General features: G+C 40.1%; 24 protein-coding genes. 6 read left to right on the top strand and 18 right to left on the bottom strand.

The annotated features are described in order from the left end of the window. The first annotated feature begins 423 nt into the window (after positions 1–423). The 4 genes from H171_RS08130 (at position 424) to H171_RS08145 (ending at position 5525) form a co-directional block, all read left to right on the top strand. Positions 424–2805, top strand: a complete 2382-nt coding sequence (locus H171_RS08130; RefSeq protein WP_100304680.1) for a leucine-rich repeat protein — start codon at positions 424–426, stop codon at positions 2803–2805. Between the two features lie 353 nt (positions 2806–3158). After that, positions 3159–3482, top strand: a complete 324-nt coding sequence (locus H171_RS25000) for a zinc-ribbon domain-containing protein (protein WP_408645661.1) — start codon at positions 3159–3161, stop codon at positions 3480–3482. 15 nt (positions 3483–3497) lie between these two features. Next, complete coding sequence (locus H171_RS25005; RefSeq protein WP_408645662.1) at positions 3498–3929, top strand: zinc-ribbon domain-containing protein; 432 nt, start codon at positions 3498–3500, stop codon at positions 3927–3929. 537 nt (positions 3930–4466) lie between these two features. Next, entirely contained in the window at positions 4467–5525 is a 1059-nt protein-coding gene (locus H171_RS08145; RefSeq protein ID WP_100304683.1) for a tyrosine-type recombinase/integrase, read from the top strand. 332 nt (positions 5526–5857) lie between these two features. On the opposite strand, the gene H171_RS08150 is transcribed toward H171_RS08145, so the two are convergent. The 5 genes from H171_RS08150 to H171_RS08170 all read right to left on the bottom strand — a co-directional run bounded on the left by H171_RS08150 (position 5858) and on the right by H171_RS08170 (position 11539). Then, on the bottom strand, positions 5858–6454 hold the full coding sequence (locus H171_RS08150) for a 50S ribosomal protein L25 (RefSeq protein ID WP_100304684.1): 597 nt from the start codon (positions 6452–6454) through the stop codon (positions 5858–5860). Positions 6455–6849: 395 nt separating this feature from the next. Then, a complete protein-coding gene (locus H171_RS08155) occupies positions 6850–8145 on the bottom strand; it encodes a hypothetical protein (RefSeq protein ID WP_100304685.1) in 1296 nt (431 codons plus the stop codon). A gap of 175 nt (positions 8146–8320) precedes the next feature. Beyond that, positions 8321–8899: a GNAT family N-acetyltransferase gene (locus tag H171_RS08160; RefSeq protein WP_100304686.1), complete on the bottom strand. Its 579-nt coding sequence runs from the start codon at positions 8897–8899 to the stop codon at positions 8321–8323. 229 nt (positions 8900–9128) lie between these two features. Next, a complete protein-coding gene (locus H171_RS08165; protein ID WP_100304687.1) occupies positions 9129–11078 on the bottom strand; it encodes a GTP-binding protein in 1950 nt (649 codons plus the stop codon). Positions 11079–11224: 146 nt separating this feature from the next. Next, entirely contained in the window at positions 11225–11539 is a 315-nt protein-coding gene (locus H171_RS08170; protein WP_100304688.1) for a LysM peptidoglycan-binding domain-containing protein, read from the bottom strand. A 177-nt stretch (positions 11540–11716) separates the two neighbouring features. Between H171_RS08170 and lexA the strand changes: the two genes are divergently transcribed. Beyond that, positions 11717–12337 (top strand): transcriptional repressor LexA, encoded by a 621-nt coding sequence (lexA, locus tag H171_RS08175; RefSeq protein ID WP_100304689.1) that lies wholly within the window; start codon positions 11717–11719, stop codon positions 12335–12337. A 297-nt stretch (positions 12338–12634) separates the two neighbouring features. Here the strand turns inward: lexA and rsfS are convergent, their stop codons facing one another. The 8 genes from rsfS to rplU all read right to left on the bottom strand — a co-directional run bounded on the left by rsfS (position 12635) and on the right by rplU (position 16967). Then, complete coding sequence (gene rsfS / locus H171_RS08180) at positions 12635–12997, bottom strand: ribosome silencing factor (protein WP_100304690.1); 363 nt, start codon at positions 12995–12997, stop codon at positions 12635–12637. Continuing rightward, positions 12994–13590 (bottom strand): bis(5'-nucleosyl)-tetraphosphatase (symmetrical) YqeK, encoded by a 597-nt coding sequence (gene yqeK / locus H171_RS08185; protein ID WP_100304691.1) that lies wholly within the window; start codon positions 13588–13590, stop codon positions 12994–12996. The genes rsfS and yqeK overlap by 4 nt, the downstream gene beginning before the upstream one ends. Then, positions 13587–14204 carry a nicotinate-nucleotide adenylyltransferase gene (gene nadD, locus H171_RS08190; protein ID WP_100304692.1) on the bottom strand — a complete coding sequence of 206 codons (618 nt, stop codon included), beginning with the start codon at positions 14202–14204 and terminating at the stop codon, positions 13587–13589. The genes yqeK and nadD overlap by 4 nt, the downstream gene beginning before the upstream one ends. A gap of 35 nt (positions 14205–14239) precedes the next feature. Beyond that, entirely contained in the window at positions 14240–14536 is a 297-nt protein-coding gene (yhbY, locus tag H171_RS08195) for a ribosome assembly RNA-binding protein YhbY (protein ID WP_100304693.1), read from the bottom strand. Between the two features lie 14 nt (positions 14537–14550). Beyond that, positions 14551–15834 carry a GTPase ObgE gene (gene obgE / locus H171_RS08200; protein ID WP_100304694.1) on the bottom strand — a complete coding sequence of 428 codons (1284 nt, stop codon included), beginning with the start codon at positions 15832–15834 and terminating at the stop codon, positions 14551–14553. Positions 15835–16023: 189 nt separating this feature from the next. Next, entirely contained in the window at positions 16024–16314 is a 291-nt protein-coding gene (gene rpmA, locus H171_RS08205; protein WP_025233055.1) for a 50S ribosomal protein L27, read from the bottom strand. Positions 16315–16317: 3 nt separating this feature from the next. Beyond that, entirely contained in the window at positions 16318–16656 is a 339-nt protein-coding gene (locus H171_RS08210) for a ribosomal-processing cysteine protease Prp (RefSeq protein ID WP_100304695.1), read from the bottom strand. Between the two features lie 2 nt (positions 16657–16658). Then, positions 16659–16967, bottom strand: coding sequence for a 50S ribosomal protein L21 (gene rplU / locus H171_RS08215; protein ID WP_025233053.1), 309 nt, complete (start codon positions 16965–16967; stop codon positions 16659–16661). Positions 16968–17321: 354 nt separating this feature from the next. Here rplU and H171_RS08220 point away from each other — a divergent pair, with 354 nt between their 5' ends. Further along, on the top strand, positions 17322–17507 hold the full coding sequence (locus H171_RS08220; protein WP_100304696.1) for a hypothetical protein: 186 nt from the start codon (positions 17322–17324) through the stop codon (positions 17505–17507). 58 nt (positions 17508–17565) lie between these two features. On the opposite strand, the gene H171_RS08225 is transcribed toward H171_RS08220, so the two are convergent. Genes H171_RS08225 through H171_RS08245 form a run of 5 tightly spaced genes read right to left on the bottom strand, consistent with a single transcriptional unit; the run spans position 17566 to position 24131 of the window. After that, positions 17566–19008, bottom strand: coding sequence for a TrkH family potassium uptake protein (locus tag H171_RS08225; protein WP_100304697.1), 1443 nt, complete (start codon positions 19006–19008; stop codon positions 17566–17568). A gap of 16 nt (positions 19009–19024) precedes the next feature. Next, positions 19025–20380 (bottom strand): Trk system potassium transporter TrkA, encoded by a 1356-nt coding sequence (gene trkA / locus H171_RS08230; protein WP_100304698.1) that lies wholly within the window; start codon positions 20378–20380, stop codon positions 19025–19027. Further along, a complete protein-coding gene (locus H171_RS08235) occupies positions 20377–21579 on the bottom strand; it encodes a ribonuclease E/G (protein ID WP_100304699.1) in 1203 nt (400 codons plus the stop codon). The genes trkA and H171_RS08235 overlap by 4 nt, the downstream gene beginning before the upstream one ends. Next, positions 21572–22282, bottom strand: a complete 711-nt coding sequence (locus H171_RS08240; protein ID WP_100304700.1) for a TIGR03936 family radical SAM-associated protein — start codon at positions 22280–22282, stop codon at positions 21572–21574. The genes H171_RS08235 and H171_RS08240 overlap by 8 nt, the downstream gene beginning before the upstream one ends. After that, positions 22266–24131 carry a TIGR03960 family B12-binding radical SAM protein gene (locus H171_RS08245; protein ID WP_100304701.1) on the bottom strand — a complete coding sequence of 622 codons (1866 nt, stop codon included), beginning with the start codon at positions 24129–24131 and terminating at the stop codon, positions 22266–22268. The genes H171_RS08240 and H171_RS08245 overlap by 17 nt, the downstream gene beginning before the upstream one ends. Between the last annotated feature and the right edge of the window lie 49 nt (positions 24132–24180).

Here is a 24180-nt window from a genome sequence, read left to right on the forward strand (position 1 = left end):
CCATTGTGGACAACGCCAAAACCCGCCCGCTCTTCGACGCTTATAAGGCGGCGCGGTACAGCCGCAAATGCCTTGCGGAGCATGAGGCCGACATCCAGCTCCACAGAGCTGCGCGGGCTACCTTTGACCATCTGCTGGGCGGGTGGCAAGCTCCCCACAGATGGACGCGCCGAAAGAGGAGTACAAGGCATTGTAGGACGAGAAACGCACCTCCAGCCGAAAATACTGATATGAAACATGATTTGCTGTTAAATGTATCGGTATTGCACAATTAGAGTGGCTCTTTAAAATATATTATACCTAAGGCATTGCTACTAATTGAATTTAACTTAGCTTTATATTATAGTATAGTTTATAAGTATTGTTGCAGTACAATGATTTGCCTTGAGACATTTTTTGTAAACGAATGAGGAGGAATATTTTATGAGTATTATGAGAAGGCGTTTAATTTGGGGAATGATAACGGGGGTTTGTCTTGCAATTGTTTCTTTGCATAGTACAGCAATGGCGGATTATAGTACTGGTAAAGTATTGTCATTAACCAATATAGAAGGCATATCGGCTACACCATCTAATGCAACATCATCCAACGCTTTATTAACAGAACAGATGGGGAGTTCAATTGTGATAAGTGGCGTAATGCCTGGTCAATTGAAAACTTTCATTGAGGCAAATCCTCAGTTTGTATCTGAGGAAAAAATACGGGATCTTACTGTATCCGGAATATTAGGGTCGTCTGATTATCATTATATAAATATGAACCTAAGCAGATTAGAAACTTTAGATCTGAGTGATGTAGATAACGCGACAATTCCTACCTATGCGTTTGCTAATTCCCAGACTTTGAAAGAAGTTATTTTGCCGATATCTCTGAGTGAAATACCAGCCAGTGCGTTTGATGACTGTAAGCAACTTACTGAAATTGATTTGTCCAATATATCGATAATCGGTCCTAGGGCTTTTAAAGGATGTGAGAATCTCACTTTGAAAGCCGGAACCAATTTATCCCCCGATTTGGAAGGAATTTCCTTGTATGCTTTTGCCTACTGTAAGCAACTGTCTGACATAGATTTGTCTCATGTTACTTTGTTAGAGCAAAATGCATTTTATATGTGTGAAAATTTAACTTTGGCAGAAGGTACCAACCTATCTCCTGAATTGAAAACAATTCCACATGAAGTCTTCGTTGGCTGTAAGCAGTTAACTGGCTTAGATTTATCCCATGTCATATCAATAAGCAGAAGTACATTTGCCAGCTGTGAAAATCTTACATTAGCGGAAGGAACCAATTTATCCGGGGGATTAAATGAAGTGTCGGAGTATGCTTTTGTGGGTTGCAAGCAGTTGACTGGATTGGATTTGACGCATGTTACTTCATTGGGGGAGCGGGCTTTTGCAGGATGTGAAAATCTTAAATTGGCAGAAGGAACAAACTTATCTCCTGAGTTAACTAAAATTCCAAGGTATGCTTTTCAGGACTGCAAGCAGTTGAGCGGATTGGATTTGTCATATATTTCTTCATTGGAATTCTGTGCTTTTACGCGCTGCGAAAATCTTACATTGGCGGCTGGAACCAACATATCACCGGAACTAAATGTAATACCAATGTATGCGTTTGAAGGTTGCAAACAGTTGTCGGGAGTGGATTTGACGAATGTTTCAATTCTGGAGTATTACGCTTTCAATGGTTGTGAAAATCTTACATTGGAAGTTGGGACCAATCTGTCACCGGAGCTGAAATCAATACCAATTTATGCATTTCAAGACTGTAAGCAGTTGTCAGAAGTGGATTTGACACATGTATCTTCACTGGATCGCTATGCTTTTAGTGGGTGTGATAATCTTACTTTGAAAAAAGGGACTAATTTGTCTTCTGACCTGAATGAAATATCGATGTATGCTTTTGCAGGCTGCAAGCAACTTGTGGGAGTGGACTTAACGCATGTTTCCTGGGTGCAGAGTGATGCATTTTATGGTTGTGAAAGCCTTAAAAGTATCTTATTACCCAAAATAAAACCTAGTATTGAGAGGGAGAGTTTTACCACGCCACTTTTATTGCTGGTAGAGGATGGAGCTGTGTATGAGAACCTTGATGGTTTTCCAACAGGTTCCTCTTACCCAGTCATATCTGGGAAAGAATCTATTTACGCAGGTGATACGTTAACACTCATGATCGATCCTGATGGAGGGGATGTTATCGCATATCAGTGGTATTTTAATAAGTCTCTTTTGGCAGGAGAGAGTGGGAAAACATTAACTAAACTGAATGTACAGAAATCCAACAGTGGAATATATGAGTGCGAAATACGGTTGGGTTCTGTCTCTCAAAGGATTAGTAAGTCTATTACTATTAACTCTGTGAGCTCTTCCGGTTCGGGTGGGGGAGGATCTTCATCATCATCCTCTTCTTCAGGGACTCTTGGTTCATGGAAGAAGGATGATGTTGGCTGGTGGTATCAAAATAAAGATGGCAGTTATCCAAGTGTGTCCTGGAAACATATTAATAAAGAGTGGTATTACTTCGACGGACTTGGCTATATGATGACTGGTTGGCTGCAGCAGGAGGGGAAATGGTATTGGCTAGATCCGGGAACCGGAAAAATGATAAAATCTGATTGGGTACTTTATCAGGATAATTGGTATTATTTTGGAGCGGATGGATCAATGCTAACTGGCTGGTGTGAATACAAGAATGCATATTATTACCTGTCACAAGAGGAAGATAGATATTATGGACACATGCTGAGGAATACGGTAACACCTGATGGCTATATCGTGAATGAGGATGGAATGAGGATTCCGTAAGATAAAGATATCGGTTATAAAGAGCAAGTGCAGAAATGCTAAGATAAAAACCGAAAAATTTCCGACAAAGCTCCAGAAGTCTGGGAAGTATAGAAAACTAAGGACTGAAAGGGTTTTGTCGCTTTTTTATTAACTATATATAGAGAGATAGAGGTGGAGATAGGGAGAGAAAAGCGTCATAACCGATTTTTATTATGGTGCCAACAGAAGTTAAGAGTAGCCACTGATCGGGAGTCGGTAAGCCAGCGATCACTGCAGCTAGAAAGCCAGCGCCGTCTCCGTTTTGATCGGCAGCACAGAAGTGGTCATATCCAATGTTATATAGTTATTTATGAACAACATATAGTCTACCTATTACATGGGATTGTTCAAAGTGCGCTATGGCTTGGAAAGGTTCTGTAAAAGATAGAGTAGATGGGAGTGTAATCTGCCCCTATTGTAGTGGTAAGAAAGCCATTCCGGGCAAAACCTCTTTTAAAGCACTGTATCCCGAATTGGATGCAGAAGCCTCTATAACGAATGAAGTGGATCTCGATAACATTCTTCCAACATATAGTCTACCTATTACTTGGGATTGTTCAAAGTGCGCTATGGCTTGGAAAGGTTCTGTAAAAGATAGAGTAGATGGGAGTGTAATCTGCCCCTATTGTAGTGGTAAGAAAGCCATTCCAGGCTAAACCTCTTTTAAAGCACTGTATCCTGAAAAGGCTGCAGAATATTCTTCAAATAATGAAGTAACTTCAGATACTATTTTATCTACATATTCACCTCTAGTTGAATGGGATTGTCTCGTTTGTAAAATGTCTTGTAAAGGCTCAGTGAAAGATAGAGTGAACGAAGAAATAGATTGTCCTTATTGTAATGGAAGAGAAGCTATACGTGGAAAAACTTCATTCAAAGCATTACATTCTGATTTGATGAAGGAATGGAATTTAGGTAACTGGCTCTTTATTGATCCAGATGATATTATAGAAAATTATTCGGATAGTGTTTGGTGGACTTGTTCCGAGTGTCAAAATTCTTATGCTATGAGTCCAAAAAAGAGGTTATATTATCAAAAGAGGAAAAAGGAGCCTTGTCCGTATTGTAAAGGATTGCGCAGAAAAATGCATCATTTTTTATGAATATCATTGGACTAAGATAATGCCAATATGATATACTTAATGATAGTATTAAATAGAAAAACGACAAAACCCCCATGATTTGAGTTTTTCGGTTTTCCGGGAAAAACAGTGAAAAACGACAAAACAGCAGTGAATTTTTTTTTCGGTTATTTTAAGGAATTTATTTTCGGTTATCAGTAGATCATGAAATTTTTTTCGGTTATAGATTTATGCAGAAATGGTAAGATTAATAGAGTGATTTCCAACTATTCGCGAAAGTCTAGTTTAACGAATAGTTGGCAAAGAAAACAATAGAACTGTTAATTACATAATTAATTATATCACTTAAGAACTTTATCTTTCATATCCTTGCTTACCATTACTCTGATATGCTCCCAATACTTACCCTCTTTATTCCAAAGTATGTAAAGTTCTTTAATACCATTGCCTAAGAATCAGATTATATTAAAAAGTAAAATTAAAAATGAGGGAAATATAAATGACTGGTCTTTCAATAATCATTTACAATCCAAATATTAAAAGAAATGAGGTCCAATTATGAGTTCTTCTCTCTCCTACCACCAGCAAAAAGATATTGAAAACGTAAAGCACCTGCGTCAGTTGGTAAAGGAACTTCCCAAATTCTGCGGAGATTTTTTCAGGGGGATTGAACCTCGCACTTCTTCCCGTACCAGGATCGCTTACGCTTATGATCTAAAGGTATTTTTTGACTTTCTAATTAAAGAAAACCCCGTTATCGGCAAGCTTCAGGTTCAGGATATTACTTTAGACCACCTGGAATCGCTTCGGGTTGTAGACATTGAAGAATACATGGAATATTTAAAATACCGTTTTAATGATAAAAATCAGGAAGTGACCAACAAAGAGCGAGGAATCATGCGAAAAGTCTCTTCACTGAAAAGCTTCTATAATTATTATTACCGGAATGAGCGGCTTCAAACAAATCCCGCTTCTCTGGTGCAGCTTCCAAAGCTGCATGAAAAGGATATTATCCGGTTAGATATTGATGAGGTGGCTCTTTTACTCGATGAAGTAGAAAACGGGGGATCTTTAACTGAGAAGCAAAAATCCTATCATGCGAAAACTAAGATCCGTGACCTTGCACTATTAACTCTCATGTTAGGAACCGGTATCCGGGTCTCTGAGTGTGTTGGTCTGGACGTAGATGATATTGATTTAAAAAATGGCGGGATCCGGATTCATAGAAAAGGAGGAAAGGAAGTCACTGTCTACTTTGGTACCGAAGTTGAGGATGCCCTTCTTGATTATCTTGACGAACGCAGTTTTGTCATTCCTGAGGAAGGCCATGAAAAAGCACTCTTCCTATCCCTTCAAAAGAAACGGATTGCAGTACGCAGCGTCGAAAATCTGGTTAAAAAATATTCCAAACTCGTAACACCTTTAAAAAAGATCACCCCACATAAACTGCGCAGCACCTACGGAACAAGCCTGTATAAAGAAACCGGGGACATCTATCTGGTTGCAGACGTTTTAGGACACTCAGATGTTAACACTACGAAAAAACACTATGCTGCTTTGGAGGATGAACGCCGGCGCAGTGCCAGAAATAAGGTTAAATTGCGGGAAAAAATGTAATGAAAATAAATTATAAAGTAAAATAATAAAACTAAAAATTCTAGAGACTATATATATCATAAGCAACTGTATCCCTGGCGGATTCCTTTTTGTCTTTTGGGGAACTTTGAAAGCTTTGGCGAATGGTCTGCGAGCATGTGTCTTATGTAAGAGGACATGACGCATGCACGTAAGGACCTGATATAAATATAATGGGAAGTTGCTATCTATCTTTTTAATTTTTTGTTATAAAAAAGAAAGCATCTAATATCTAAATTAGAGCTTTCTTTTTTCACCTTTATCATCAGGCTCTTATAATATTTTCATACGAAAAGCGAATGCCGTTATTCCTCTTAGCTTTTGGCCTCTTCTTCACCTTCAACTGCTTCACGTATCTTAGAGCCAACAACTGTTATCATCTTTTGTTCCGGATCAATAGTTGAGGTAAGTCCTTCCGGAAGTTTAATATCACTAAATTGAATACTTTCACCAGCCTCCATATTAGAAACATCAATTACTATTTCATCGGGAATATCCTGAGGTAATCCCTCCAGTAAAATTGAATCTATGGTACTGTTAATCAACAATCTTTTTGACTCAAGAAGTTCTGCTCCGGTAATTTTTATAGCCACTTCTTGTTTGATTTTTTCAGAAAAAGATACCATTTGAAAATCCAAATGAGAGATTTCGTTCTTAACCGGTTCAATGTGTATTTCTTTTGCCATTACGGTATAACTCTGGCCATCAGGAACAACCAGTTTAAAAATGCCATTCCGGCCAAACTCTTTCATTGATCTTCTAAATACATCTTTCTTAACAGCTATTGAGATTGAATCAACACCTTTACCAGCTATGTTTCCCAGTAAATATCCTTCTCTTTTTAACTGATTATTGTCACCCTTTCTGGTACTTTTTCTTAACTCAACGTTCATAACTCCAGTATTTTCCATAGTTAGAAGCCTCCTTGATTTATAATTATATTATGGCAATCATCTAAAATCTTATGATTCAATGATGAAAACCTGTTACCTAAATTTCAATGTGATTTAAAATAACAAAATATAAATTGTCAAAAGAAAATATATTTCTCAAAGAAAATGTATTTCAAATAAGTTATCCTAAATTAAATTTGAATTTATTTCTTTAATACAAACTTATTTTATTTATTATTTAAAAAATCACATAGAGTTTCAAATAACATATAATTAATAGTATAGTATAAATCTGACAATTGTCAAGTTTTCTATTTGTATAACAGAAATTTTTCCTGATGAAAAGATTAAAAAGATATAAAGGTGCTGTTCGAGAAACTCAAGTTCTTGGCACAATATTAAAAACCATTAACTTATTCTAATGGATTTTCAATATTATCTATTATTTCCCCTTTATCGCAATGTTTTAAAAAGAAATAAAATGTTGAATCAATTATATTAATAGTACGCTGAGAGATATCATAATCAAACAACGGTGGTTGGATTTTCTTAGCTGTTTGCAATTTTGCCAAACTACTCAATAGATACCCAATATCACTAGGCCTTATATCGGTACTTCTGTGATGACGGCTTTTAATTATTTCTTCTATCTTTTTACGCGGCACACCCATTAAAATAGTGGAAAAATCCATACTTAAAATTGCAATAACAAAATAGTATGGCAAGAAAAGAGGTTTTTTCTCCTTATCTTTAACATCTCTCTGCCCCTTTGCAATATCCTCCAGTGCACGAACATGTCTCGAAGAATAATCATCACATTTTGCTGTAATGGCGTGATCAAGAGTCATCTGGTCAACAATATGTTTTCTGAGTCCTTGTTTTTGTAATATACCATTTTCCAGGCATAACAGTTTTAATAGCTCCTGAACAACTCCTATGCTTCCCATCGATTCCTCGCAGAGCCTTAGTAATATTTCATCAGAAATTTCAATATTAAGCTCTTCTGCTCCTTTTTTTGCTACACTAATAAATTCTGTGTTGTCCCACGGCTCAACCGGTATTTCTGCAATCCTATCTTGTAAATCTCCATTAAATTGAATAAGCCTGTTTTTTTCTTTCCATACACCTAAAATTATAAATCTTAATCCTAGCTCTTGAAAAGTGCGCAAATCAAACGCTAATTGTTTTTGAACATCACTAGAAAGATAATGAAAATTTTCAAGAATTACAAATTTATCAGAATTGGCTTGTTTATATAAATCAAAAATGTCTTGTGGCAGTTCTAGGTTAAACTCTATTGATCGATAATTAAGCTGCTGTTCAGCTAATGCATTAACTTTTGCAGACCCTTCGATCTCCGCAGCCGCTAAAAATGGTAATTTAGATTTAATTTTTGCTACAGCTCCAATTTCAACATCTCCGCTCTTACTCTTCTGCTTATCGGTTAATATTTCAATACCAAGTTTTCTAAGAATCGATTTATAAATATCTGAAACCTGACTTTTGGGACTGCAGCTGACAGCTAAGCATTCACTATATGGCAAATATTTACTGACCAAAGCAGTTTTTCCTTGTTTTGATGCACCATAAACTATTATTTGTTTATCTGACCTTAGTGCGTTCTCAAATGACCCATCAACTTCCTGGCGTTCAATATAGCTTAGCACAGGTTTTCTACTAACCCCGAAGACTTCTTCTAATTTGACCATAGGTACTCTTCCCCCGTCACATTATATATTTAACTTATTATACAATGCATTTTCAGTTTTAACAAACAAAACGTAACTATAATAAAGTAATTTAAGCAAACCTGCAACGAGACCAATGCCTATTGCAATCTGCATTCGCAGTATTGCATAGATGGTAAAAATTATTTAAGATAATTTATAAATTTAAAAACCAAATAAATTGAGTCTCATGCCTATATTCAGGTTCATTATAATATGCATACTCATCAATCACACTAAGAGTTGCTCCTTGTTTATGATAAAATTTACAGGCAGGAACATTATTGTTCTGACATTCTATTTTCATTTGTACAAGTCCTTGACTGCGACACCAATTTGCAGCCATGTCAAATAATGTTTGACCAACTTTTTGCTGCTTGTATGTATCATCCACACGAATATCCCATAATACTGCAAGGTCATCCCTATTTGAAAGCATATTTATTCCTTTTGTACGTGATACAATTGTTGCTGCTCCTATTGGTTTATCACCATCAAAAGCCATGAAAAAAGCCCAAGTTGAAATATCCCATTGACTTCCCCAACGCATTACCGTTTCGTCTTCGCCAGTACAAAAGTCTTTTACATAAGGTTTTATAGGGGTTTCGACAAGATTGAAACCACTTAATCCACGATTAATTTTATCTATTTTATAATAACTAGAAACATGAACACGCATAGGAATTAAGTCATATTGTGTGAAATATGTCTTATCCACCTTTTTATATGTAATCATATAATATCTCCTTTGATCTTATTAATTATTTTCACCCTATCCTTCTTATGTTAATTATATGATAGCTCGTTGTTTTTGAAAGATATAAAAAAGCTATCAACATATCGAATGTTGACAGCCTAAAGCGGCAACAATTCATTGCGGCTTTTCTTTATGTGTTTTTTCAAACTTCAGAATCTTTAACAATGATCCATAAACTCAAACTAAGTATAAAAATAAAATGCAACAATTACCTAAGAGTATGCATATATTCTTCTGCATGATCCCAATTAACTACAAACGAAGTTCCCTTTTGGCAGAATACGGAACAAGAAGGATTATTAATATCCTCATTTGGGTTATATTGATAATGATCAAGAACTTGGGCTTCATTATGACATTTATCATAATGAGAAAACGCCATAGATATACTTCCCTTGCCTCCGGACATTACCATCAGCTCTTCTCCGTAATTCATAAATGAGGCAACAGGACCCTGACCTCTTATTACAGTTCTTCCACTTCCATCCGGAACCGGAGCTTCAAACCGGCCGGAATATTTTGTAATGTCAGTTAATACCCTTCCAGTTAATGGATCCGGGATTAATATCGTAAAACTGTAATAAGGCTCCAGAAGTAGGTTTTTGGCCTTCATAAGCCCCTGGCGAACCGCCCGGTATACTGCTTCACGAAAATCGCCGCCCTCAGTATGCTTAATATGAGAAATTCCATCAACCAGAATAACCTTAATATCCGTCAACTCAGATCCGGTCAAAACTCCTTTATGAATGGTTTCAAACACATGGGTACGCACCAGATTCTGATAATTGATCCCAAGTCTGTCCACATGACATTGACTCTCAAATGTAATCCCCTTCCCCCGCTCACCGGGTTCTATCCTTAATGCTACTTCCGCATAATGGCGAAGGGGTTCAAAATGTCCATACCCTGTAACCGGTTCCTCTACGGTTTCCATATAGATGATCTCTGGCTGTCCAAAGGATATCTTTGTCTGAAATCTTTCTAACACAACCTGTTCCAGAACCTCAAGCTGTATTTTACCCATGATATTCACTTTTAACTGCCGCAAAGACTCTTCCCATACCACACTTAGCCCAGGTTCTTCTTCCTCCAGAATGTGAAACATCTTTAAGATTGCCCGGTCGGGTATCTCAGGCGAGTACAGGGCTCTTGCCTGAAGGGTGGGTTGAAGTGCCGGAACTACCGTATCACAGCACTCCCCAAGCCCTTGGCCTGCCCTGGTAGTCCGAAGCCCGGTGACAGCCACCACATCTCCTGCAGAAGCCGTCTGAAGGGCCGTAAAACGTTCTCCCTGAAATGTCCTTATCTGATGAACCTTCTCATCCGCTGATAAAGAATCCCGGACATTGAGAATGCCGCTTAATATCTTCAAATACGTCATACGCTCTCCATGTACATCATATCGGATCTTAAACACTCTTCCTCTAAAAGGAGCTGATACCGGATAGGAAGTGTCTGTGTAACTATAAAAGATATTAAGAAATGCTTCTATTCCCTCTCCTATTAAAGCGCTGCCGCCAAAACAGGGGAATAGCTTCCGGTTTTTAATCTGAGAAACAACGGCAGGTCTTACGTCATCAAATGTAATACTTCCATTCAACCATTTATCCAGTAATGCTTCATCCCATTCAGATACATTCTCAATGAAATCGTCTGTCAGGGAAGCCTCATTTCCCTTCTTAATGCTAATGCCTTGAAAATCCAGGATATTACCTGAAAAACGTTCACGAATCTCTGTTAAAACTCTTTCATAAGATGCAGATATCACATCAAGTTTATTAATAAATAAAAAAACAGGTATATGATAACGCTCCAGCAGGTTCCATATGGCCTCTGTGTGGCCCTGTATTCCATCTGTGCCGTTGATCATAAGAACTGCATAGTCCATGATCTCCAAGGCCCGTTCCATCTCAGCGGAAAAGTCTGTATGGCCAGGCGTATCAATCAGATAATAAGTATCTTTGCCATGGGTAAAGCCGGCCATATCTGAAAATATGGTTATTCCTCTCTCCCTTTCGATATCATCATGATCCATACATGCGTTTTTAGCATCTACACGGCCCAGAGCCCTGATTACCCCTTCTCTGTATAATACCTGCTCCGAAAAAGTGGTTTTTCCGGCGTCTACATGGGCCAAAATTCCAAAAGTTATCTTCATAATTATTTTTAATCCTTTGACTATAAGAATAATTCTGAACTTAATAATGCATGATTTATGCCTCTATAAGAGACGTTGCATTTATTATTCTAAGATATAATTCCAATAAAATCAATGGATTTAAAAATAGCGGCTTATTTTTCTATTTATCTCACTCCTGAATCAGAATCAGATGCAAAGTATACGACAGTCAGATACTGTCCGCTGTGTATGGTATCTTCTTTTAATCCGTTTATGTTTTTTAATTCTTTTACATATTGGGCAGTGGTCATACCACTGTTCTCCAGATACGTTCCGGCAATGCTCCATAAGCTGTCCCCCTTTTGGATCTCAATGCTGGTATAATACTTCTCCAACGCCGGAATTTCCGTCTCTCCGGCAAGGGCATTCATTATAGAATTGCCAAAAAAATGAGAACCAAGTAAAACGACCAATGACAGTGCAATTAATTGCTTCATCATATGCATACCTCCTTTAAAACAATCCCAAACAGAACATAGGTTCTTTTTCTGTCATCATCATACCACTGCGAACATATGTTTGTCAATTGATTTTGCATTTTTTCGAACAAAGGTTTGCATTTTTATCGAACATATGTTACTATAGTTTTAATGAATAAGGATTGAGGAGGCCGTACCATGGCGCAAGAGAGAATTACCCCAAAACAGCAGGAAATTTTGGAATATATAAAAGAAACAATATTAAAGAAGGGTTATCCACCGGCAGTCAGGGAGATTTGCGAAGCGGTCTGTTTAAAATCAACATCATCCGTTCACTCTCACCTGGAAACGCTCGAAGAAAAAGGATACATAAGAAGAGACCCAACCAAGCCCAGAACCATTGAGATCATAGACGACTGCTTTCAGCTGACTCGCAGGGAAGTTGTAAACGTTCCGCTTCTTGGTACCGTAGCGGCCGGACAACCTCTTTATGCAGAGGAAAACATTGAGAATTATTATCCCATACCAGCTGACATTCTTCCAAACGCTGAGACCTTCATGTTAAAAGTTAAGGGAAACAGCATGATTAATGCAGGCATACTTGAGGGTGATCAGATTATTGTTGAACACTGCCCGACAGCCCATAACGGCGAAATTGTGGTGGCATTGGTTGATGATTCCGCAACTGTAAAACGGTTTTTTAAAGAAAAGGGACATTACCGCCTGCAGCCAGAGAATGATTCCATGGATCCGATTATTGTAGACAATGTTGAGATCCTGGGTAAAGTAATCGGTCTGTTCCGTTTGGGGATTCATTGAGAATGATTCATTGAGATTTTTAATTCATTGAGATTTTTAATTGAGAAACGTGATTTTGTCTCAAGGTTTACATAATTAATTTATGTAAACCTTGAGCAGACTAAAACATTCATTTATCAATTATTACAAGACTTGTAACAAGGCATAAAATAAAACATAAATAAGACACAAATGATACGATACTTATTTTGCAGGAATATTAGCAGTTTCATACTGCAATAAGACTGTAATAAAAACTGCAATGAAAAAACGGCTCACAGATTCTGTTAAGCCGTTTTACCCAATTAAATTCCATTCTTATGATAAAGCTTCCAATTCGTCAGCCTCAATTTTCTTTCCATCTCTCCAGATTCTTTCCAGATCATAGAACAAACGATTTTCACGATCAAATACATGGACAATGATATCACCATAATCCATGAGTATCCAGTTAGCAGACTGATAGCCCTCTATCTGTTTGCAGACAAATCCCTTTTTTCCAAGTTCTTCCTCTACATTGTCAACCATGGCCTGTACCTGATTTGCATTGTTACCGCTGGCAATAATAAAATAATCTGCCATTACGGATACTTTGCAGATATCAATAATTCTGATATCTTCCCCTTTTTTATCTGATAAAGCCGCAAAAGCGGTTTTTACCATCTCTACTGACTGATTCATCCTTGTTCTCCCTTCTTTTCTTCGTGAACCTGCTTATAATAAGCATATGCCTGCTTTGACATAGAGTCCACAAAACTGCCTTTTCCTTCCAGATAATCCAAGGTTTCCTTAAGGATCTGATAAACACACTCATCTAAGTCCACAAAAGCTACAGACCGCACAAGAGCCAGATTCACCGCTCTGTTGCGTCTGGGTTCAATATAATCCGCCGTAAAAACGATTTTTTCCAATATGGACATCTCTGCTCTGCCGGTGGTATGCCACCGGATCGCGTTTAAGATCTCATCGTCATTGATGCGGTATTTATGCTCAGCAAGCCATGCCCCATATTTTGCATGGAGTACGACCGGGGCCCTCAATTCGTCGTCAGTCAATGGAAGATCTTGTTTCTTGCATTTTTTAATAATATCTTCATCACCATAAGGCTTGGCACAATCATGAAGCAGGCCGGCCAGCTCCGCTTTATTTAAATCACATCCATAGCGCATAGCCAATGCGGTGCAAATAAATGATACACTGATCGTATGCTCAAACCTGGAAGGAGTTAAACTCCCCTTTAAATCATTTCTCAACTCTAAGATAAGATCCTTCATGGTTCCAACTCCTGATATAAACCGTGGGCTTCAATATATTCGATGACCTCCCGCGGTACATAGTCTGATATGGACTGCCCACTGGCAATCATGCGGCGTAGCTCTGCAGAAGAGATATCCATTTCCCCGCAGTGAAGCGTGCGGATATCCGCGCCATACTTGTTGGCCAGATAAGCTATCTGCCTGTCCATGGGACGGTCCGCTTCCTCATATTCCCGCCGGGCAGTCAATATGACTGCCTGGGTCAACACCTGGTCCGGCTCATACCAATTCTCAATCTCATATAAAGAATCAGCTCCAATGATGAAATAAAAAGAATGCTCCGGATATTCTTCGTGCAGTAATCTTAACGTCTGCGCCGTATACGTATTTCCGGTTCGCCTTACTTCAAAATCCGAACAGACTAAGCCTTCATGATCTTTCACGGCAAGTTCTGTCATGGCAAGACGGGTAGCCGGTACTGACACATTACGGTTCTTTTTATGAGGCGGATGTCCGGAAGGCATATACCAGACTTCATTTAAGCCATATTCCTTATATGCCTGCCTGCCAATCATTAAATGTCCATTGTGGATTGGATCAAACGTACCGCCCATAATGCCTATTCTACCCATAATCTTCGACTCCCTGACCCAAAAATGAAACAGGATTATTTTGGAAGCACGATCTTCCTTTTGTTTTCCTCTTTCGCCTGCTTATAAAGGATAATCTTTCTTCCGATCACCTGAACGACCTCGGAGTGAGTTCTCTCTGCTAATACTTCAGCAATACTGCTTCCATCATCCAGGCAATTCTTTAGTACCGTAATCTTTATTAATTCTCTGGCTTCCAGTGCCTCTGCAACCCCATTGGTGATCTCAGGTGTCAGGCTGGACTTTCCAATCTGGAAGATAGGATCTATATTCATCGCCAATCCCTTTAAATAGGATCTCTGCTTACTTGTCATATTATTCTCCTCTGCTATTTGTAATAGTCAAATTCAAGACCATACATGCGGACCGTATCTCCTTCTTCAATTCCCGCCTGTTCCAGCTCATCTAAAATTCCGTTTTCTTTTAAGAATTTCTGGAAGAAGGTAAAACCTTTTTCTGATTCCAGATTCGTATAGCCTAACATCTTTTCAATACGGGGACCTTCTACCACGTAAACTCCATCTTCTGTTACTTCCACAGAATAAGGAAGAAGTGCATCCCCCAGGCTCTTAACATCGAATTCCTTTTCAAATATAATCGGACTTAAATTCACAGTCTGAAGCAATTCATAGATAGCATATAACAATTCTTTTACTCCCTTACCGCTTACTGCAGATATAGGATAAACCTTAACACCCTGGGGTTCAAATTCCGCCTTAAGCTTTTCAACCGGATCTTCACCGTCATCAAATATCGCATCAGTCTTATTGGCTGCAATGATTTGAGGACGTTCCATCAATTCCGGATTATAAGCCTTCAGCTCCTTATTGATTGCATGGATATCCGCAATAGGATCTCTTCCTTCCGTAGATGCGGCATCCACCACATGAACCAGGACTCTTGTCCGCTCAATATGACGGAGAAAATCATGTCCTAATCCAACACCCTCAGAAGCGCCCTCAATAAGCCCTGGAATATCAGCCATAACAAAGCCCTTTCCTCCATCCATATCCACAACGCCTAAATGTGGGTTCAAGGTTGTAAAATGATAATTGGCTATTTTAGGCCTTGCATTGCTGACTCTGGAAAGAAGTGTGGATTTTCCAACGTTTGGAAAACCAACTAGACCTACATCCGCAATCACCTTTAATTCAAGCTGTACCCAAAGTTCCTGGCAAGGCTGGCCAGGCTGGGCATATTTGGGGGCCTGCATGGTAGGAGTTGCATAATGCATATTCCCCTGTCCGCCTTTGCCACCTCTTAATATAACTTCCCTGCGGTTCTCGCCGGACATATCGGCAATAACTTTTCCGGACTCAAAATCCTTGAGCACTGTGCCTTCCGGAACTTTGATCACCAGGTTTCCGCCGTCTTTTCCATGGCATCGGCGTTTTCCGCCTGATTCCCCGTCCTGTGCGGTATATTTGTGAATATGCCGGAAATCACTTAATGTGTTAAGGCCTTCATCTACCTCAAATATAATATCACCGCCGCGGCCGCCGTCACCGCCGTCAGGACCGCCGCACGGAACATAAATTTCCCTGCGGAAACTGACATGACCGTCACCGCCTTTTCCGGACCTTATAAATATTTTTGCTCTATCGGCAAACATTCATTCACCTGTTACCTTTCTTTTCGATTAAAATTAGGGTTTAACCCTTCCTTTAAAGGGTTAAGCCCCTTTCTTAAAGGGTTCAACCCTAAATTGAGCATGAGCAGCGAATTTTTGAATACAGGCAGCCAGACAGGTCCTGTATTTTAAAAAACGGCTCCATACGTCTAAGGTATGAAGCCGGTCCAATTATTCGTTAATTGCTTTTGGATAAACAGAAACCTGCTTTTTGTCTCTGCCTTTTCTCTCAAATCTTACAACGCCATCCACTAAAGCGAATAATGTATCATCACCGCCACGGCCTACGTTGATGCCTGGATGAATGTGAGTTCCGCGCTGTCTATAAAGAATATTGCCTGCTAACACGAACTGACCGTCAGCTCTCTTGGCACCTAATCTCTTAGCCTCGGAATCTCTACCGTTCTTGGTAGAACCAACACCCTTTTTATGAGCGAAAAATTGAAGGTTCATTCTTAACATTACTTACACCTCCTTAAATCGGATTTTAATATATGGTTCTCCATACTCTTCTTCAATATCTTGTAAGCCCAATACCAAAGAGTTCATAAGGAGTTGTGATCCTGAACTGATATTTGATGTAAAACGGAAATGAAAAGCACCTGACTTCTCTTCCTGGTCTACTTCAAAGGAATCTTCAGTAAACTGTTCCACGCTGTTGGTCATATTAAATGTAAGTGCTGACACCGCAGCACAGACAAGTTCCTGTCCTTCCTGATGATCATCAGATAAACCGGCATGTCCTAACATCTGGATTCCTGTATAATGCTGTTCTGAATCAACCAATACGGTTACTCTTATCATAATTAAGCATTGATCTTTTCGATCTTAACCTGAGTATAAGACTGTCTGTGACCATTTTTCTTATGGTATCCGGATTTTCTCTTATACTTGTAAACAATAACCTTCTTAGCTTTGCCTTCCTTCACAACTGTACCTGTTACGGTAGCACCTGCTACGGTTGGGCAACCAACTGCTAATTCACCATTGTTAACAACAAGTACTTGGTCAAATGTGACAGCTTCGCCAGCGTCAACACCAAGCTTTTCCACTTTAATGATATCGCCTTCCGCTACTTTGTACTGCTTTCCACCTGTTGCAATAATCGCGTACATATGGCACCTCCTATTATCATTACTCGCCAACTGTGGTGTTCCATACAAATGGAAACTTTTCAACCTCATTGTGCGGCATACTTTATTAATATATCATTCCTAAACTGTTCTGTCAATATCTTTTAAATAAAAAATAATCAGTTTTTCCGCCTGCAGCAAGGCTTTTCCTTGTATTTGTTTCTGGTGTCCAGTATAATAGAAGCCATCAAATAAAACAAGGGGATACGAATAGATTCAGCTGGGCATAAATAATCACATATTTACCAGCCTCTGTCATAAACATGCTATCAGTATAAGGAGCGTTCGGATTACAGCGCTTAACATGTTCATAAGCGAACGAAAGGAGATCAAACTATGAAAAACTTTTTTAACAGAGAATGGAGTTTACCTGAAAAGCGATTGTCAATCCTGTCAGCATTTCTGTTAGGCTGCGTCCTTGGCTTTTTATTCTCACCTATAAAGAAAGGAATCTACTGCGGCAATCATAACGGAAACAGATATGAGAATCTTCCAGAAAAAGGCACAACGGGAATCCTGTAGCATTTCATTACTCTCTCCACGCATTAAGGCCGCAAAATATCTGCGGCCTAATCTTTTTTTAACTATTTTTCCATGTAGAAGGTGCAAAAATCAATAACAATGGGAATACCTCCAAACGTCCCGCAAGCATGTCAAACATCATGACATATTTAGACAAAGCAGAAAAATTAGAGAAGTTCTGGAGAGGTCCTGCTCCTGCAAGTCCTGGTCCTATGTTATTAAAGGTTGCTGCAACAGCAGTAAAATTAGTAGCAAAATCAAAGTTATCCAGACTGACAATCAGGACAGAGAACGTAAAAATTACGATGTAAGCACATAAAAATGTATTGATAGACCGGAGTACATTATGTTCAATGGGCTTTCCATCCAGCTTTAATACCTTTACGCTTCTGGGATGGATCAAGGATCCCAGTTCTTTTTTTACAGCCTTTAAAAGAATGACGACTCTTGATACTTTAAAACCTCCGCCCGTACTTCCTGCACATGCACCGATAAACATGAGAGCAACCAGAATCCCTTTTGAAAATTCCGGCCATAAATCAAAGTCAACGGTTGAATAGCCCGTTGTTGTAATAATCGAGGCCACCTGGAAGGCCGCATGATGAAACGCGGAAAACAGACTTCCAAAGCTGCCGCGGATATTAAAGGTAATAAATAAAACAGACGCTGTAATGATTCCAAGATATGCCCTGGCTTCCTCACATCGGAAGGCTTCTTTGGGATGGCGGGTTAAAAGCAGGTGATACACATTAAAGTTTATACCGAATAAAATCATAAATACGGTAACAACTCCCTGCAGGTAGTAACTGTCATAAAAAGCCATACTGCTGTTTTTAATTCCAAATCCGCCGGTACCTGCTGTTCCGAAGCTGATTGCCAGGGAGTCAAACAGCGGCATACCTCCTATCAGCAGAAGAATAATCTGCAGCACCGTCATAAATAAATAGATTGTATAAAGGATTTTAGCGGTGGACCGCACCCTTGGCACCAGTTTCCCTACGGAAGGGCCAGGGCTTTCTGCCTTCATAATATACATATTATAACCGCCTGCAAGAGGCAGGATGGATAAAATAAATACCAGAACCCCCATACCGCCAATCCAGTGGGTAAAGCTCCTCCACATAATCATGCATTGGGAAAGAGATTCCACATCCGTTAAAATACTGGATCCAGTTGTCGTAAAGCCGGAAATCACCTCAAACATGGCATCTTCAAATCTAGGGATCTCCCCACTTAAATAAAAGGGCATTGCCCCAAAAAAGCTTAAGACAATCCAGCTTAGTGCAACGGAAACAAAACCTTCTTTTGCAAAGAAAACCATGTTTTCAGGTTTTTTTCGTGTAAATATAATTCCAATGCTTCCGCAGACTGCCATAACTGCCAGAAACCAATAACCGCTGGTTTCTCTGAAGATCAATGCAGTGATACACGGCAGCAACATGAAAACTGCCTCAATATTTAAAATCCAGCCCATCAGATAGATGATAACTTTTTTATTCATTGCCTTTTCGCCTTTTCTACCTTAGTATGTCCTTTAAGTCATTAAGCCCGGTCACTGTGGTGACTACGATCACCCGGTCACCTTCTTCCAGGGTATCTTTTCCGCGGGGGCTGATAAACCTCCCCTTCCGGTTAATAAAGGCCACAAGAAGATTATTTTTAAGCTCAAGCTTTTCAAGTGGAATCCCTACGATACTTGGCTCATTTGCAACACGGAATTCCAAAGCTTCCGCCCGGTCCGCTACAATTTTATAGAGGGTCTCCACATTGCTCCCCATGGAATTCTGCATGGCGCGGACATATTGGAGAATGGTTTCACTTGTGATGAGTTTGGGATAAATCACACTGCCTAAATTCATGGAATCAATGACATTTTCAAAAGCGATCCGGTTTACTTTTGTAATAAGTTTTGCCTTGGACTGGCTTGCTGCATAAAGAGATAGCATGATGTTCTCCTCGTCAAAACCGGTAAGAGAAGCGAAGGCATCGATCTGCCCGATTCCTTCCTGAAGCAGCAGTTCCTGATTAGAGGCATCTCCATGAATGACCATAGCCTTTGGAAGAAGCTCGCTCAGCTCATTGCAGCGTTCCATATTCTGCTCCAGTATCTTTACGTTAATCTTTGTACTTTCCAGCAATTTTGCAACATAATATGTAATCTTTCCGCCGCCTACCATCATGACTGTCCGAATTGTATTGTTATCAATCCCTGCCTGTTTGAAGAACTCGTTGGCTTCTGCAGGCGATGCGATAAACGAGATTTTATCTCCAGCCATCACGACGGATTCCCCGCTAGGGATGATGACTTCACTGCCATGCTCAATGGCGCAGATCAGCACATTGCAATGAAGCTTTGAAAGGACCTCCCGCACCTTCATGTTGTGGAGGATGGAATGATCCGGCACCAGGAATTTTAAAATTTCAATCCTTCCTTTGGCAAACGTATCAATTTTGATTGCAGACGGAAACCGGAGCAGCCTGGCGATTTCCATGGCTGCAGCCATCTCCGGATTAATAGCCAGGGAAAGTCCAAGCTCTTCCCTGATATAGTTGATTTCAGAGTGATATTCCGGATTACGGATCCTGGCAATGGTATGGCAGTCTCCTGCCTTCTTCGCAATCAGGCAACATAGCATATTCAGCTCGTCAGAATTAGTTGTGGCAATTAAAAGGTCTGTCTCCTGAATCCCTGCCTCCATCTGTACTTTATAAACTGCCCCATTTCCCACGACGCCCATGACGTCGATTCTCTCCGTAATAGAGTTAATGACATCTGCGCTTTTATCAATGAGCATAATATCATGATGCTCATTGTTCAGCTGTTCTGCCAGGGTTGCACCTACCTTACCGCAACCCACGATTATGATTTTCATAACGAAACCTTCTCCTTCATCTGCAATGCCTGCTCATAAAGAGGCTTTCTTATTTTTTTTCTGGTCACTTCCACCAGATTTAATTTTGTCATTTCAACAACGGTCGTTTTGACCGGATCTTTGGACAGAATCCCTTCGAGACGTTCCATAAGCATACGCCTGTCTTCTTCTGCTTCCATATCAATAAAATCAATAATAATGATACCGGATAAATTTCTGAGCCGAAGCTGATGCCCGATTTCTTCAGCCGCCTCTAAGTTAACCTTTTTGATCGTTTCCCTGAGTTCTTTTTTTCCGGAATATTTACCTGTATTTACATCAATGACTACCAGAGCTTCCGTGGGTTCAATGACCAGGTAACCACCTGATTTCAGCCATACCCTTTTCCCTAAAGCTTCATCCATAGTCTTTTCTATCCGGTATAGCTTTCCTAATGGAAGCAAATGATCCTCATACTTTGTAAGAAGCCCCAGGTCCTCCGGCTGGCACTGGGTGAGATAATCTTTTATAGCCTCGTATATATCCGGTTCATCGGTAATGACTGCTTCCAGGGAAGATTTAAGGCTGTCCCTTAAACCGGTCAAGTAGGAAGGGGCTGAGCTGTACAGAAGGCTGTAGCAGGTTCTGTGCTTTGCATTGTCCAGCATCTCTTTAAATGAATCCATTAACTGGATCAGTTCCGATTCCAGTTCCTCTTTTGGAACCTTATAGGCATTGGTGCGGACAATCATGCCAAAGTCTTCATCCTTCCTGGATTCCAGATAAGACTTCATCTCCTGTTTCCATGACTGATCCGTGATCTTGGTTGAAAAGCCAATCTGTTTCTTTCCGGAGGTCAGTACAAAATAGCGGCCGGTAACATTTAAATTTCCAGTGAGAACCGGAGCCTTTGTCTTCACCGCATCCCGTTCTACCTGGACGATGATTTCATCGCCCTGACGAAGCCTGCCGTTATAAGGCCTCTGATCCACAAAGAGGATATTGGCGTCAGACAGACTTAAATATCCCATCTGTCCCCCACCTATATCTACAAATGCCGCATTGATATTTTTAACGATATGATTTACTTTTCCTATATAGATATTTCCCAAAACGGACTGGTTTTCTTCCGGTTCAATGTTGACCTGAACCGTCTCTTTTCCTGACTGGAGAAGTGTGATGACCGAGCCGTTCCATCTTGTTATGATTAACTTATTCAAGGGATTCTCCTATAAGCCCCAAAGGCACAAGCTTTCTATGTTCCTCATCTCCGTTGTTTCCGTAAACCTCTTCTCTCTGAATCTGGAAGGCAAACTCCGGGCAGGTCTGTCCAAGCCACTGGTAATAAGCTTCCATCACCAGCTCAGGCTTTAAATTATCTGCGCTTCCGGCAGATATCTTCATGAAGATCGTCTCTCCATGAACCGAGAGTTCATAGATAAAAGCTTTTAAGTCTATTTCTCTTTCGCCTTTTTTAGTTTTTTTGATGATAAGAATATGTTCCTGTCCCATAAAATCCGAAAGGCCGTTTAGAAATGCCTCCAAATCGTTTGGCTGCTTTCCCTCCCGGAACGTCAGTGTATAGTCTGCGGCAGCAACAAGAGACATGGCGTTTTTCGCCCGTTCATCAAGGATATGGCATTCCATGATCTGGATTCCCTCAGCCATTACTTCATTTAACTGGCTCACCATGGTTTTGCAATCCTCCATGGAATTCACTTCAATATCCATGTATTCTCCATTGCTGGTAAGGCCCACTCCTAAAGGTGCTGCAAAGGACATGATCTGATGAGGGCTGAAGCCTTCGCTGTATTTGATATCAATCCCGGCCCTTCTCATAGCCTTCTGAAAATAACGCATCACATCCAGGTGGCCTACGAATTTGACCGGGCCTTGCTTGGAAAATTTAAATCTCAGTTTCATAGCAGACTCCTCCCTTGAAATTCATAGCCCCACAGCCGGAACATCTTTCCCTGCAGTTGGGGGTGACTTTCGCATTGATGGCATTCTGCCATTCTCTCTTTAAAAATTCTTTTGATACGCCTGCATCAATAAAGTCCCAGGGGAACACTTCCTCTAAATCCCTTTCCCTGACCGTATAGAAATCCTCATCAAGGCCGCAGGTTTCAAAAGCTTTCATCCAGATATCATTTTTAAAATGTTCGGACCAGGAATCATACAAGGCGCCGTTTTTATAAACCTCTTCAATCAGGGAGGAGACTTTTCTGTCACCGCGTGCCAAAACACCTTCCAGAACCGTCAAGTCAGCTTCGTGATAATTATATTTTAAGCTCTTTTGATTCAGCATCTTCTTGAATTTATCTTTAACGATATAAGCTCTTTCCAAAAATTCTTCTTTTGTGCACATCCTTGCCCACTGGAACGGGGTAAATGGCTTTGGAACAAAGAAGGAAGAACTTGCTACTACCTGGACCTTTCCATTTCTTTGATCCTTTGGAATTTCATAGTAGACTTCCGCCACCTTTTCCGACAGTTCTGCTATCCCTTCCATATCCTCTACAGTTTCTGTAGGAAGCCCCAGCATAAAGTAAAGCTTTACCCGGTTCCAGCCGCCCTGAAAGGCTTCTCCCGCACCTTTTAAGATGATCTCTTCTGTCAGTCCTTTGTTAATAACATCACGAAGTCTTTGGGAACCCGCCTCTGGTGCAAAGGTTAAGCTGCTCTTTCTGATATCCTGTACCTTGCTCATGACATCAAGGGAAAAAGCATCGATACGAAGGGAAGGCAGAGAAATATTGACTCCCTTGTCCTTAAATTCATCAATCAGGAAATTTACAATTCCCTCTAAATGGCTATAGTCACTGGAGCTTAAAGAGCTTAGGGAAATTTCTTCATGCCCGGTACTCTTTAAGAGCTTGCTGGCATAGTCTTTTAAGTATTCCAGACTGTGTTCCCTTAGTGGACGGTAAACATTACCGGCCTGACAGAAACGGCAGCCCCTGATGCAGCCTCTCATGACCTCTAAGACCACCCGGTCCTGAGTTACCTTGATAAAAGGAACCACCGGCTTTTCAATGTAATAAGCCTCATCCATGGTTACAACTAACTGCTTCGTTACCTTTTCCTTTGCATGGGGATTGTTGGGCTTCATGCTCTCTATGGTTCCATCCTCATGATAGGATACATCATAAAAAGCCGGTACGTAGATACCATCAATCTCTGAAGCCATCTCCAGAAATTCCCGGCGGGTTCCTCCATTCTTCTTATTTTCCTTATAACGGTCCATAAGCTCAAAATAAACGGTTTCTCCTTCGCCGATGTAGAACATGTCAAAGAATTCCGCCAAAGGCTCAGGATTGTAGGCACACGGGCCTCCGCCAATGATAATAGGATCTTCCTCTGACCGGTCCTCCCAGTGAAGGGGAATTTGTCCCAAATCAAGAACCTGGAGGATGTTTGTATAACACATTTCATATTGAAGGGTAATTCCAATAAAATCAAATTCCTTAATAGGATCCTGGGATTCCAAAGCAAAAAGAGGAATATGCTGCTCCCTCATAATCTGATCTAAATCCGTCCAGGGGGAAAAAATGCGCTCACAGTAAATATCCTCTCTACGGTTAAACATATCATATAAAATCTGCATTCCTAAGTGGGACATCCCAATCTCATATACATCCGGGAAACACATGGCAAAGCGGATGTCTACGGCAGACTGGTCTTTTTTTACCATATTTACCTCGCCGCCGATATAGCGGGCCGGTTTTTCAATTCTCAATAAAATCTCATCGCTTAGTGCTAATTTTCTCATGGTCATTCCTTTTTTTATTTGCAGTTTATGCATCTATTTAGTAGATATC

It is taken from the genome of [Clostridium] celerecrescens 18A (assembly GCF_002797975.1).
In the GTDB taxonomy this organism is placed as follows: Bacteria; Bacillota; Clostridia; order Lachnospirales; family Lachnospiraceae; genus Lacrimispora; species Lacrimispora celerecrescens.